General features: G+C 73.6%; 12 protein-coding genes. 4 read left to right on the forward strand and 8 right to left on the reverse strand.

From position 1 onward, the window contains the following. Nucleotides 1-8 precede the first annotated feature (8 nt). The 5 genes from ACIRPK_RS21885 to proC form a co-directional block, all read right to left on the reverse strand. Nucleotides 9-836 carry a phosphatase gene (locus tag ACIRPK_RS21885; RefSeq protein ID WP_403040941.1) on the reverse strand — a complete coding sequence of 276 codons (828 nt, stop codon included), beginning with the start codon at nt 834-836 and terminating at the stop codon, nt 9-11. Beyond that, nucleotides 833-2,023 carry an acetoin utilization protein AcuC gene (locus tag ACIRPK_RS21890; RefSeq protein WP_403040942.1) on the reverse strand — a complete coding sequence of 397 codons (1,191 nt, stop codon included), beginning with the start codon at nt 2,021-2,023 and terminating at the stop codon, nt 833-835. Before ACIRPK_RS21890 ends, ACIRPK_RS21885 begins: the two co-directional genes overlap by 4 nt. A gap of 185 nt (nt 2,024-2,208) precedes the next feature. Continuing rightward, nucleotides 2,209-3,369 carry an MFS transporter gene (locus tag ACIRPK_RS21895; RefSeq protein ID WP_403040943.1) on the reverse strand — a complete coding sequence of 387 codons (1,161 nt, stop codon included), beginning with the start codon at nt 3,367-3,369 and terminating at the stop codon, nt 2,209-2,211. Nucleotides 3,370-3,500: 131 nt separating this feature from the next. Beyond that, on the reverse strand, nt 3,501-4,160 hold the full coding sequence (locus ACIRPK_RS21900) for an HAD family hydrolase (protein WP_403040944.1): 660 nt from the start codon (nt 4,158-4,160) through the stop codon (nt 3,501-3,503). Between the two features lie 22 nt (nt 4,161-4,182). Beyond that, a complete protein-coding gene (gene proC / locus ACIRPK_RS21905) occupies nt 4,183-4,995 on the reverse strand; it encodes a pyrroline-5-carboxylate reductase (protein ID WP_403040945.1) in 813 nt (270 codons plus the stop codon). A 203-nt stretch (nt 4,996-5,198) separates the two neighbouring features. Between proC and ACIRPK_RS21910 the strand changes: the two genes are divergently transcribed. The 4 genes from ACIRPK_RS21910 (at nt 5,199) to ACIRPK_RS21925 (ending at nt 9,104) form a co-directional block, all read left to right on the forward strand. Beyond that, nucleotides 5,199-6,788 carry a PHB depolymerase family esterase gene (locus tag ACIRPK_RS21910; protein WP_403040946.1) on the forward strand — a complete coding sequence of 530 codons (1,590 nt, stop codon included), beginning with the start codon at nt 5,199-5,201 and terminating at the stop codon, nt 6,786-6,788. A 109-nt stretch (nt 6,789-6,897) separates the two neighbouring features. After that, nucleotides 6,898-7,332 carry a hypothetical protein gene (locus ACIRPK_RS21915; RefSeq protein WP_403040947.1) on the forward strand — a complete coding sequence of 145 codons (435 nt, stop codon included), beginning with the start codon at nt 6,898-6,900 and terminating at the stop codon, nt 7,330-7,332. 114 nt (nt 7,333-7,446) lie between these two features. Further along, the gene (locus ACIRPK_RS21920) at nt 7,447-8,655 is read left to right on the forward strand and encodes a hypothetical protein (protein WP_403040948.1); all 1,209 of its coding nucleotides are present in this window, start codon (nt 7,447-7,449) and stop codon (nt 8,653-8,655) included. 47 nt (nt 8,656-8,702) lie between these two features. Then, nucleotides 8,703-9,104, forward strand: a complete 402-nt coding sequence (locus tag ACIRPK_RS21925) for a hypothetical protein (protein ID WP_403040949.1) — start codon at nt 8,703-8,705, stop codon at nt 9,102-9,104. A gap of 7 nt (nt 9,105-9,111) precedes the next feature. Here the strand turns inward: ACIRPK_RS21925 and ACIRPK_RS21930 are convergent, their stop codons facing one another. From ACIRPK_RS21930 to ACIRPK_RS21940, 3 genes are all read right to left on the reverse strand, one after another. Next, complete coding sequence (locus tag ACIRPK_RS21930) at nt 9,112-9,633, reverse strand: hypothetical protein (RefSeq protein ID WP_403040950.1); 522 nt, start codon at nt 9,631-9,633, stop codon at nt 9,112-9,114. An 82-nt stretch (nt 9,634-9,715) separates the two neighbouring features. Continuing rightward, on the reverse strand, nt 9,716-11,560 hold the full coding sequence (gene ilvD / locus ACIRPK_RS21935) for a dihydroxy-acid dehydratase (RefSeq protein WP_403040951.1): 1,845 nt from the start codon (nt 11,558-11,560) through the stop codon (nt 9,716-9,718). Nucleotides 11,561-11,680: 120 nt separating this feature from the next. Beyond that, complete coding sequence (locus ACIRPK_RS21940) at nt 11,681-12,442, reverse strand: class I SAM-dependent methyltransferase (protein ID WP_403040952.1); 762 nt, start codon at nt 12,440-12,442, stop codon at nt 11,681-11,683. Nucleotides 12,443-12,508 lie beyond the last annotated feature (66 nt).

Genomic DNA, 12,508 nt, shown 5'->3' on the forward strand with positions numbered 1-12,508 from the left:
GGGGAAGCTCAGTCCTTGTACGGTGCGAGATCCGCCCGTTGCAGTACGTAGTCGCTCAGCGCTCTGTAGCAGTCCGGGTGCGCACCGTCGTCCACCGGGACGGCCACCGCCACGGTGCCCTCGGCCTCGCCGACGAACGGCGCCACGTCGTTGCAGTCGGCGAGCCCACCGGCCGGGATGCCGAGCCGACCCGCCCCGCAGAGCCAGCCGTGGTCGCCCAGCACCAGGTCGGGCAGCGGGTGGCCGGCCTCGGTGAGCGCGGCCAGCGCCAGCCGGACGGGCCCCGGCGAGTGGGTGTGCAGCAGCTCGCCCGCGCCGTCGGTGGAGCGGACCACCAGGACCGGGCCGACCGCGTCCAGCACGCAGCCGCGCTGTCCGGCCGGGGTGGGCTCGCGGAACCGGGTGCCGAGCGCGGGCGTGCGCAGGGCGCACCCCGCGCGCTCCAGGGCCCCGGCGAGTGCGCCGTGGAAGCCCGCCAGCTTGGTCGGGTGCCCCGTCCCGGCCAGCACGGCGCCCCGGCGGCCTGCGGTGGCTGCCAGCAGCTCGGCGAGGCGTTCCAGGCCGTCCACGGTGCGCTCGGGGTCGATGGTGTCCGGGCCCTGGGCGTACCCGAAGTCGGGGTGCACGCCGACCCGTTCGGCCATCAGGTCGAGCACCGCGCCGGTCCCCCAGCGGCGCTCCGGGTCCAGGCCCATCAGCGCCACCGGGTCGGCCTGGCCGAACAGCCGGTAGTGCCGCAGGTTGTTCTGCCGGGGCGTCGGGACGGCCGGGCCGGCCAGCCGGTGCCGGAGCAGGTGCGCGATCAGTTCGGCCCGGCTGCGGGCGGGGCGGCTCACGGCAGCAGTCCGTGGTGCGGGAGGACGGCGCGGCGGGCGGCCAGGATCGCCTGGTCCAGCCGGTCGCCGGGGTCGTAGCCGTGGTCGTGGAAGTCCCGCCAGTGCGGCTCGACGCCGTCGGTCATCCGGGCCGGGCCCGGCCGGCCGGTCAGCCGTTCGGCTTCGGTCCGCCACCCGGCCGGGAGCTCGGTGCCCGGGTCGATCGGCTGGCCGGCGGCGATCGCCACCAGCTGGGTCCAGGACGCCGGGACCACGTCGGCCACCGCGTACCCGCCGCCGCCGAGGGCCAGCCAGCGGCCGTCCGCACAGTGGTGGGCCAGCTCGTGCATCGCCTCGGCGACCAGCCGCTGGGCGTCCAGACTGACCGTCAGGTGGGCCAGCGGGTCGGCCAGGTGGGTGTCGGCGCCGTGCTGACTGACGATCACCTGCGGCCGGAAGGCGGTGAGCAGCTCGGGAACGAAGGCGTGGAAGGCGCGCAGCCAGCCCGCGTCGCCGGTCCCGGCGGGCAGCGGCAGGTTGGCGGCCGTGCCGGGGGCGCCCGGGCCACCGGTCTCGGTGGCCCAGCCGGTCTCCGGGAAGAGGGTGGCCGGGCTCTCGTGGATCGAGACGGTGAGCACCCGGGGGTCGTTCCAGAACGCCGCCTGCACGCCGTCGCCGTGGTGCACGTCCACGTCCACGTACGCGACCCGCTCGGCGCCGAGCTCCAGCAGCCGGGCGACCGCCAGCGCGGCGTCGTTGTAGACGCAGAAGCCGGCCGCCCGGTCCGGCATCGCGTGGTGCAGCCCCCCGGCGAAGTTGACGGCGTGTCGGACCTCCTCGCCGCGCCAGACCGCCTCCGCCCCGGCCACCGACTGACCGGCGATCAGCGCCGAGGCGGTGTGCTGGGCCTTGAACGCCCAGTTGTCGGCGGTGCCCAGGCCGTGCGCGGGGTCGCTGCGCTCCGGGTCGGCGGCGATCCGGCGGACCGCCTCCAGGTACCCGGCGGTGTGCACCAGCCGCAGCGTGGAGTCCCCCGCCGCCGGCGCGGCCCGGACGGTCACCCCGGGCGCGGTGGTCAGGCCGAACGCCTCCACCAACCGCATGGTGAGCGCCAGCCTGGTCGGGTCCATCGGGTGCCCCGCCCCGAAGTCGTACGAGGTGACGGCCTCGTCCCAGTACAGGTGCAGGCCGCTGCAGTTCTCGGGCATGGGGCCCACGTTATCGGGCGGCGGGGTCGGGGAGCGTCCGACGGCTCAGGGCGCGGCAGGCGGGGTTGGGGTGCGTGGATCGCAAGGCGGCGGAGGAGTCCATCCGAGCATCGGCGACTGACGACTACGCGACGAGGTGCGTGCCCCGGCGTCGGTGGCCGTGCCCTGAGCCCTCGGACGCCCCCCTAGCGGAAGTGCCGGGCCAGCGGGAGGATCGCCAGGATCAGCAGCATCGGGGCCAGCAGCGCCAGTCGGAACGAGCCCGCCTCGGCGAGCGCGCCGACCAGCGGTGAGCCGAGCAGGAAGCCGACGTAGTTGAACAGGTTGAGCCGGGCCACCGCCGCGTCCGAGGCGTCCGGGTAGCGCCGGCCGCCCGCCGCGAAGACCTGCGGGATGATCGCGCAGATGCCGAAGCCCAGCACCGTGAACGCGGCCACCCCGGCCCACTCCCCCGGCGCGGCGGCCGCCAGCGCGAAGCCGAGCGCGGCCAGCGCCGCCCCGCCGCGCACCACCGGGACCGCGCCCCAGCGCTCCACCGCCCGGTCGCCGAGCGCCCGGCCGAGCAGCATCGCCACCATGTAGCCCAGGTAGGAGAGCTTGGCCAGGTCCTCCGGGCTGCCCAGCACGTCGGTCAGGTACTTGACGCTGTAGTTGGAGACCGAGGCGTCGGCGATGTACGCGAAGGCCATCGCCGCGCACAGCGGCAGCAGCGGACGCCAGGGGATCCGGGCGGCCGCGGCGGTGGCCGCCTCCCGGACCGCGTCGCCGAGTTCGGCCGGGCCGGGGAAGCGGGTGCCGACCAGCAGCGCCAGCGGGATCAGCAGGGCGGCCGCGCCGCCGAACAGCACCGGCAGGTCGAGCTCGTAGTGCGACCCCAGCCCGGCCAGCGCGGCCCCGAGGATGCCGCCGAGGCTGAACGCGGCGTGGAAGCCGAGCATGATGCTCCGCCCGTAGCGGCGCTGGAGGCCGACCCCGAGCATGTTCATGCTTGCGTCCAGACCGCCCACCAGCAGACCGAACAGGCCCAGGGTGATGGCGAGTTGCCACAGCTCGTCGCCCAGGCCGACCAGCGCCAGGCTGACGCACACGGCGGGCTGCACCACCCGCAGCACCGCCTTGGCCCCGACCCGCCCGGCCACCGACTCGGAGGCCACCGACCCGGCCCCGGCCAGGATCGGCACCGCCGCCAGGAAGACCGGCAGCAGGCCGTCGCTCAGCCCGTACCGGCGCTGGATCTCCGGGATGCAGGTCACCAGCAGCGCGAAGGTGACGCCCTGGAGCACGAAACTCACCGCCACCGCCGCCCGCGACCGGCGCAACCGCGCGTCCACCTGCTGCTCGGGCATGGCTCGGCCTCGCTCACTGTCGGCGCTACCGGCCGGTACGGAGATGTTGAGCCGTGAGCGTAGGCGTTCGATCGTGTTTGCGGGAGGGGTCGAACCGAATCTTTGCCCGGGGCGGCCGGGAGGGCCGACGGTCAGCCGGGGAGCCCCAGCAGGGCCGGTACCTCGGCCAGGGAGGTGATCAGCCCGGTGGCCCCCGCGCCGGTGAGCTTGGCCGGGTCGGTCAGCGCGGCGTAGCCGTACACGTCCATCCCGGCCGCCCGGGCGGCGAGCACGCCGTTGCGGCTGTCCTCGAGCACCAGGCAGCGGGCGGGCTCGACGCCCATGGTGCGGGCCGCGTGCAGGAACAGGTCGGGCGCGGGCTTGCCGATGCCGACGTCCTGGGCGCTGAAGATCCGCTGCTCGGCGTGGTGGGCGCGCAGGCCGGTGCGGTCCAGCGCGGTCCTGATCCACTCGTGGTGCGCCGAGGAGGCCAGGCAGTACCGCACGCCGTGCTGCTGAAGGGTCTTCAGCAGGTCCTCCGCCCCCTGGACGGCGGTGAGTTCACGCTCGAAGGCGGCGAACACCCGGGCGTGGAACAGCTCGTCGAAGCCCGGCGGCAGGGTGGCCCCGTGGCGCTCGCCGATCACGTCGTGCACGGTGTGCGCGGCGCAGCCCATGTAGTCCCGGTAGGAGTCCTCGACCGTGGTCGGGTACCCGAGTTCGGTCAGGTACTCGGCCAGCACCCGGTTGGAGATCGGCTCGCTGTCCACCAGCACGCCGTCGTTGTCGAAGATCACCAAGTCGTAGCTCACACCGGCGAGCCTACTGGGCTGGTCACTTCCCGCCGGAGGCCAACTCCTGCGAGCGGTTCCGGGCCGCCTCCAGCGCGCCGAGCAGCGCGGCCCGCACGCCGTGGTTCTCCAGCTCGCGGATGGCCGCGATGGTGGTGCCGGCCGGGGAGGTGACCGCCTCGCGCAGCTTGACCGGGTGCTCGCCCGAGTCGCGCAGCATCACCGAGGCGCCGATCGCCGACTGCACGATCAGGTCGTGCGCCACCTGCCGGGGCAGACCGAGCAGGATGCCCGCGTCGGTCATCGCCTCGACCAGGAAGTAGAAGTACGCCGGTCCCGAACCGGACAGCGCGGTGGCCGCGTCCTGCTGGGACTCCGGCAGCCGGAGCGCCTTGCCGACCGAGCGGAAGATCTCCTCGGCCCGCAGCAGGTGCCGCTCCTCGGCGTGCGAGCCGCCGGAGATCACGCTCATCCCCTCGTCCACCAGCACCGGGGTGTTGGGCATCACCCGGACCACCGGCGTACCGGCCGCGAGCCGGGCCTCGAACCAGCGGGTCGGCACGCCGGCGGCGGCCGAGATCACCAGCCGGTCCGGGCTGACGTGCGGGGAGAGCTCCTCCAGCAGGGTGCCCATGTCCTGCGGCTTGACCGCCAGGATCAGGGTGTCGGCCAGCTTGGCCGCCTCCGCGTTGGTCACCACCGTGACGCCGTACCGCTCGACCAGTTCGGCGGCCCGCTCCGGGCGGCGCGCGGTGACCAGCACGTCGCCGGGGTCGGTGCCCGCCCGCAGCAGGCCGGAGAGCAGCGCCTCCCCGATCTTGCCGGTACCGAGAAAGGCGATCTTCTGTCCGGACATGGCCGCTCCTTACGTACGTGTGCGGCCATCCTCGCACCAGGCCGGGCGGGGCCGGGGCGGCGTTCCACGGTGTGGGCAATGTGCGTGGCCGACACCCCGACGACCGGGCGGTGTTCACCCGGACCGTGCCCGGCCGGTTCCGCTCCGCCGTACCGTCGCGGCACCCCACCCATGGCCTCCACCCCCACCCAGGAGCCGCCACCATGCCCGTCCGTTCCCTCCCCAGAGCCGTCTGGGCCGTGCTGACCCTGCTCGCCGTGCTGGCCGGGCTGCTCGGCCTGCGGCCCGGCCAGGCCCGCGCCGCCGCCACGCTCACCCAGGTCACCGGCTTCGGCTCGAACCCGGGCAACCTGCTGATGTACCGCTACGTCCCGACCGGGCTGGCGAGCGGCCGCCCGCTGGTGGTCGCGCTGCACGGCTGCACCCAGTCCGCCGCCGCCTTCGACGACGAGACCGGCTGGACCAAGTGGGCCGACCAGTGGGGCTTCGCCCTGGTCCTGCCGCAGCAGCAGTCCGCCAACAACTCCTCGTCCTGCTTCAACTGGTACCAGCCCGGCGACTTCTCCCGGGACCAGGGCGAGGCCCTGTCGATCCGTCAGATGATCGACCGGACCGAGGCCGACCTCGGCACCGACGCCGCCCGGGTGTACGTCACCGGGCTGTCGGCGGGCGGCGCGATGACCGCCGCACTGCTGGCCGACTACCCCGACGTGTTCGCGGGCGGCGGCGTGGTCGCGGGGCTGCCCGCGCGGTGCGCCACCAGCCAGACCCAGGCCAGCGTCGACTGCATGACCACCGGCCGCAACCTCACCCCGCAGCAGTGGGGCGACCTGGTCCGCAGCGCCGCCCCGGCCTGGACCGGCCGCTGGCCCAAGGTGTCGATCTGGCAAGGGAGTTCGGACTACGTGGTGAAGTCCGGCAACCTCACCGAACTGATGGAGCAGTGGACGGACGCCGACGGGACCGGCCAGACCCCGGCGGTCAGCGACACCGTCAACGGCTACCCGCACGCCGTGTACACCGACGCCGCCGGGCAGGCCAGGGTCGAGACCTACTCGCTCACCGGCATGGGGCACGGCCAGCCGGTCGACCCGGGGAGCGGCGCCGAGCAGTGCGGGGTCGCCGGGGCCTACCTGCTGGACGTCGACATCTGCGCGTCCTACCGGATCGGCAAGTTCTGGGGCCTGGACGGCAGTTCGCCCTCCCCCTCACCTTCGCCCTCTCCCTCACCCTCCCCGTCCCCGTCCCCGTCGGGTGGCACCGGCACCCTGACCCTGGCCGACGACTCCACCCGGGACGGCTACGTGAAGGCCGACGCGGACGGCTCCGCCCCCGCCGTCGGCACCCTCACCGGCTCGCTCGGCCTCGCGGTCGGCCGGGGCACCGACGGCAGGCAGAACCGTTCGGTGCTCTCCTTCGACACCACCGCCCTGCCCGCCGGAGCCGTGGTCACCGCCGCCCGGCTCACCGTCCGGTACGGCAGCGGCAGCGGAAACCCGTGGAACGAGGGCCGGTTGACGGTCGACGCCCGAACCGGCTGCTTCGGCACCGCCTGCACCACCGGCCCCGACGACTACACCGCACCCGCCGACGCCACCACCGTGGCCACCCTGCCCGCCTTCACCAGCGGCAGCCGCGTCTCGACCGACTTCACCCCGGCCGGCCTCGCGGCCGTCACCCCGGGCGGCACCGTCCAACTCCGGCTCGCCTTCGACCACGCCCTGACCGGCACCGCCTACCTCTTCCTCCAGCGCGGCACGAACGCCACCCTGACCGTCGAGTACCGCAGCTGACCCCGCCCCGACCGGCGGCACCGGATACCCCGTAGGGGGAAACTCCGGGGCTACCCCTATGGCTTCCGGGCCGTCGGCGGAGCACCTTGGAGGTATGGCACACGGAGATTTGTCGCGTAGTGAGAACCGGCAGTTGGCGGTCGCCTCGGCGAGCCTGGGGCCGTGGCGGACGGCGGCCGGAGTCGGGGCGCTGGTCGGCGGGGCCGCCCTCGGGGTGGACGTGGTGACGGGCCACTGGTCGCTGGACATCCTGGCCGGGCCGGTCGGGCTCGGTCTGTTCTTCTTCTTCCTGGTCGGCACGGTCGGCGGCAAGCTCCGCCGGGACACCGCTGACCGGCGTCTGCACCGCTGGGCGGGCGCGCACCCGTGGCGCTCGGCGCTGCCGGCGGCGGGGGCGCTCTGGGGTCTGAACACCGTGTCGATGATGCTGCTCGGCGGGTCCGGGCTGTTCACGGCGCTGTTCGGCTCGCTGCTGCCCGCCGGGCTGCTGCTGCTCGTCGCGGGCGTGGTCGGCTCGGTGAAGAAGGCCCGCAAGCAGATCTGACCCCGGATCAGCATCGGACGAACCACTCCGTACCGGGACGGAACTCCCCGGCACGGCACCCAAACCCCGGACCCGGTGGAGGTATTGGGAAAAGCCGATCTGCATACTGTGCGCGTGCCGACCGCCGAAGACCCACAGCAGCGTCCCGCCGACGACCCGTTCGAGGGGCTGGTCCTGGACGAGGAGTTCGTCCGTTCCGCCACCGTCCAGGAGAAGTCCGGGCGCACCCGGATGCTCGCCGCCCGCTGGAAGGACAACCCCCCGGTCGACCCGGGCGGCCGACGCTCCGTCAACGACGGACCGAAGCCCGGGCGGCGGTTCGGGCGGAAGCCGAAGCCGGTCGACCCCTGGGGCAACGTCCGGCGGCGGCCACGGCGAAGCTGGCAGGCGCCGGTGTTCGTGCTGCTCGCGGTCGGGGTGGCGCTCGCCGCCCTCAACATCGACGACCTGCGCAACTGGAACGCCGCCCGGCACGGCGGGGGCGCGGCCGACGCCGCACCCGCGGCCGTGCCGACGGTCGGCCCGGAGACCGCCAAGCCGTCTGCCGCCCCGCCCCGGGTCGACGACCAGCAGCCGACCGTGGCCCGTCCCTGGGCCGGTTCCCCCGCCGAGGGGTGGCCGGCCGGGCCCGACGCGATCGTGCTGCCGCCGGCCACGGCGGTCGGCGTCTTCGACCAGGAGCAGGTGACCGCCCAGCTCAAGCTGGTCAAGGACTTCCTGGTGGCCGCCAACCTCGACCCGGCGGTGATCGCGGCGGGTCGGCCCGAGGCGGCCCTCGCCCTGCTGGACCAGCAGCCCCGGGAGCGGGCGGTGACCGCCCTGGACAAGCCGTCGGCCGCGCTGGAGGGGACCTGGTTGTTCAGCCGCTTCAACCTGCGGGACGCCGTCCCGGCCACCGACACGGTCAAGGTGCAGGGCCGGATGAGCTTCGAGGGGGACGGCGAGGACGGCGTGCTGGTGCACACCGACTACACCTTCGTCTACGCCCTGCGACCGGGCAGCGGAGCCGCCCCGGTGCCCGGTGCCGTGGTGGCCCCGGCCACCTGGACCGCCCGGACCGTGGTGCGCCGGGAGACCACCTTCCGGTTCTACGACCCGAAGAACTACAAGGTGGACCCGAAGAAGATCAACTTCGAGAAGAACAAGAGCTTCGCGGGCAACAGCGCCTGCAACGTCGACGACGGGTTCTACCACCCGCAGTTCGAGCAGCTCGCGTTCGGCTCCTCGCCCGAGCCGTCACAGACCGGGCCGACCACCGACCCGTACGACCGCAGCGGAGCGGTCCGTACCGACGGCGGGTGCGGCACGGTCAGCCGGAGCTGATCGGAAACCGGCGGCCGTCCGACAGCTCCGCGAGGCATACTGGCGACGTGCCGATAGCCGAAGAGCCGGAGCAGCGTCCGGCGGAGCAGCCCGACCCGTTCGAGGGGCTGGTCCTGGACGAGGACTTCGTCCGGGCCGCCACCGTGAAGGAGCAGTCCGGGCGCACCCGGATGCTCGCCGCGCGCTGGAAGCAGCAGCCGCCGGTCGACCCGGGCGGCCGCCGGTCCGTGAACGACGGGCCCAAGCGGAGCCGGCCGCGCGGCGTCGGCAAGGCGTGGCAGACCTGGCTGATCGTGCTGGCGGTGATCGGGGTGCTGCTGTTCAGCCTCCGGCTCTCGGCCGGCTCGGGCGGTGACGACCAGCCGCGTCCGGCCCCGAGCAGCCCGGCCGTGCCGCCCAGCGCGGACCCGACGCCCAGGGCCGCGACCGAGGTGCCGAAGCCGGTCTGAGGCCGGCTCAGCGGCGCTTCTTCGCCCGCTTCGGGTTCCCGCTGCGGGCGGCCTGGCCACTCCGGCGGCGCCCGGCGTCCAGCACCGCGCGGTCGTACCCGGCGCGCTTGACCGCCTCCCCCGGGGCCTCGGTCAGGCTGCGCAGGAAGTAGGCGAACAGGGCGCCGGCGAAGCCGATCAGCCAGACCGCGCCGAGCGACTTCTCCTCGGTCATCCACCCGGTCAGGGCCGACTTGCCCTCGCTCAGCACCTTCCAGGTCCGCAGGCCGGAGAGCAGCGAGCAGACCCCGATCGCGGCCACCAGCAGCCCGTAGACGAAGCCACCGGCCTCGGAGTCCCTGACCCCCTCGACCGCGAAGCGCAGCAGCAGCACCCCGGCCGCCACCGCGACCAGCGCACCGAGCGGCACCGCGACCCGGCGGGCCCAGTAGCCGCTGCCGCGCTCCAGCCAGCTGGTGCCGAACCAGCGGATCGGCTCGGGCGCGGGGCCGTCGGCGGGCCTGGGCTGGGGGATCTGCTGTTCGTCCACGGGATCGATTATGGCCCGGCCACCCCCGGAAACGACGAAGGCGGCCGTCTCCCGGACCCGGGGACGGCCGCCTGACCGGGCGTCAGCCCAGCTTGCTCACGTCGCGCACCGCGCCCTTGTCGGCGGAGGTGGCCATCGCCGCGTACGCCTTCAGCGCCGCGCTGACCGGGCGGACCCGGTCCTTCGGGCGGTAGCCCGTCCCGGCCTCCAGCTTGAGCCGGCGCTCGTGCAGCTCCTCGAAGGAGACCTTGAGCTCGACCGAGCGGTTCGGGATGTCGATGGCGATGACGTCGCCGTCCTCGACCAGCGCGATGGTGCCGCCGGAGGCCGCCTCGGGCGAGGCGTGACCGATCGACAGACCGGAGGTGCCGCCGGAGAACCGGCCGTCGGTGATCAGCGCGCAGGCCTTGCCCAGGCCCCGGCCCTTGAGGAAGGAGGTCGGGTAGAGCATCTCCTGCATGCCGGGGCCTCCCTTCGGGCCCTCGTAGCGGATGACGACGACGTCACCCTCCTTGATCCGCTTGGTGAGGATCGCGTCCACCGCGTCCTCCTGGGACTCCAGCACCACGGCCGGGCCGCTGAAGGTCCAGATCGACTCGTCGACGCCGGCGGTCTTCACCACGCAGCCGTCCTCGGCCAGGTTGCCGTACAGCACGGCGAGCCCGCCCTCGGTGGAGTACGCGTGCTCGATGGAGCGGATGCAGCCGTTCGCCGCGTCGGTGTCCAGGGTGTCCCAGCGCTCCGACTGGGAGAAGGCGGTGGCGGAACGGACGCAGCCGGGAGCGGCGTGGAACAGCTCGACGGCGGTCTCGGTGGCGGCGCCGCCCCGGATGTCCCAGTCCTTGAACCACTGGGCCATCGAGGAGGAGTGCACGGTGGTGACGTCCTCGTTGAGCAGCCCGCCCCGGTACAGCTCGCCCAGGATGGCGGGGATGCCGCCGGCCCGATGCACGTCCTCCATGTAGTACTTGCCGTTCGGCGCGACCTTGGACAGGCAGGGCACCTTGCGCGAGATCGCGTCGATGTCCCGCATGTCGAACTCGACCTCGGCCTCCTGAGCGGCGGCCAGCAGGTGCAGGATCGTGTTGGTCGAGCCGCCCATCGCGATGTCCAGCGCCATGGCGTTCTCGAACGCGGCGCGGGAGGCCACCGAGCGCGGCAGGACGGAGTAGTCGTCCTGCTCGTAGTGGCGCTTGGTGATGTCCACGATGGTCCGGCCGGCGTCCTCGTACAGCGCCCGGCGGGCGGTGTGGGTGGCCAGCACCGAGCCGTTGCCCGGCAGCGCCAGGCCGATCGCCTCGGCCAGGCAGTTCATCGAGTTGGCGGTGAACATGCCCGAACAGGACCCGCAGGTCGGGCAGGCGTTCTCCTCGATGATCGCGATGTCCGCGTCCGAGACGTTCTCGTTGACCGCGTCGGAGATCGCGTTCACCAGGTCGAGCTTGCGCACCGTGCCGTCCACCAGGACGGCCTGGCCGGCCTCCATCGGGCCGCCGGAGACGAAGACGGTCGGGATGTTGAGGCGCAGTGCGGCCATCAGCATGCCCGGGGTGATCTTGTCGCAGTTGGAGATGCAGATCAGCGCGTCGGCGCAGTGCGCGCTCACCATGTACTCGACCGAGTCGGCGATCAGGTCGCGCGAGGGCAGCGAGTAGAGCATGCCGTGGTGGCCCATCGCGATGCCATCGTCCACCGCGATGGTGTTGAACTCCCGCGGGATGCCACCGGCGGCCTGGATCGCCTCGGAGACGATCCGGCCGACCGGCTGCAGGTGGGTGTGCCCGGGCACGAACTCGGTGAAGGAGTTGGCCACCGCGATGATCGGCTTGCCGAAGTCCTCGCGGGCTACGCCGGCGGCCCGGAGAAGCGCCCGGGCGCCTGCCATGTTGCGACCGTGGGTGACCGTACGGGACTTCAGCTCGGGCACTGTGTCCACTCCTTCTCAGGCGCGTTCGCGGCCCTGCTGAAGGTGGGAGGGTGCAGGGTCGCCGTGGCTTTCGAGCCTACGCCCCGGTACCAGCGGACGGACACCGTGTCCGCCATCCGGTCACCCCTTGGTGAGCACCGTGAGGTCCAGCACGTACGGCTCGGTGACCTCGCCGCCCGGGAACTCGGCCAGCAGCGCGTCCCGTTCGGCCTCCAGCAGCGGATCGCGCCGCTCGGGCGGCAGCACCGCGACGTACGAGCGCGAGCGCAGGTCGGTAATCAGGGCGTCCACCCTGATCACCCGCTCCCAGCGCAGCACCGCCCGGCCGACCGGGCCGTACGGGGCGAACACCTCGGCGATCTCGTTGACCGCGCCGTAGCCGTGGTAGCCCTCCGGGATGCCGGCCGCCAGCCGCTCGCCCATCGCCCGCACCCACGGAACGTGCCGGTCCTTGACGTTCCACCAGGTGGCCAGCGAGCCGCCGGGGCGGAGCACCCGGAGCGCCTCCGGGATCGAGCGGGCGGGGTCGGTCCAGTGGAACGCCTGGGCGTACGTGATCAGGTCGGCGGTGCCGTCATGGAACGGCAGTTCGTCGCCGGTGCCCTTGACCAGCGGCAGCTCCGGGCTGACCCGCCGGAGCATCGCGGCCATCCCCGGGCTCGGCTCGACGGCGGTGACCCTGGCCCCTCGGGCGGCCAGCAGCCGGGTGGCGATCCCGGTGCCCGCGCCGACGTCCAGCACCTCGGAGCCCCGGAGCGGACGGCCGGTCAGCCGCGCCAGCTCCTCGAACAGCTCGGCGGGGTAGGACGGGCGCCCGGCGTCGTACTCGGCGGCCACCGCGCCGAAGGAGTTCGCGTGGTCCTGTCGCTGATACGTCGTCACCCGACCAGCCTAGGTCCTCAGGCGCTCGGGGAACTGCGACGCCGGCCTCGGAAGAGGTGATCCGTG

The organism is Kitasatospora sp. NPDC101801 (assembly GCF_044766665.1).
GTDB lineage: Bacteria > Actinomycetota > Actinomycetes > Streptomycetales > Streptomycetaceae > Kitasatospora.

What these genes read in the sequence shown, in the direction of transcription:
- ACIRPK_RS21895 (WP_403040943.1), bottom strand. Translation starts at nt 3,369, where the DNA reads ATGCCCGAGCAGCAGGTGGACGCGCGGTTGCGCCGGTCGCGGGCGGCG.
- ACIRPK_RS21890 (WP_403040942.1), bottom strand. Translation starts at nt 2,023, where the DNA reads ATGCCCGAGAACTGCAGCGGCCTGCACCTGTACTGGGACGAGGCCGTC.
- proC (WP_403040945.1), bottom strand. Translation starts at nt 4,995, where the DNA reads ATGTCCGGACAGAAGATCGCCTTTCTCGGTACCGGCAAGATCGGGGAG.
- ACIRPK_RS21910 (WP_403040946.1), top strand. Translation starts at nt 5,199, where the DNA reads ATGCCCGTCCGTTCCCTCCCCAGAGCCGTCTGGGCCGTGCTGACCCTG.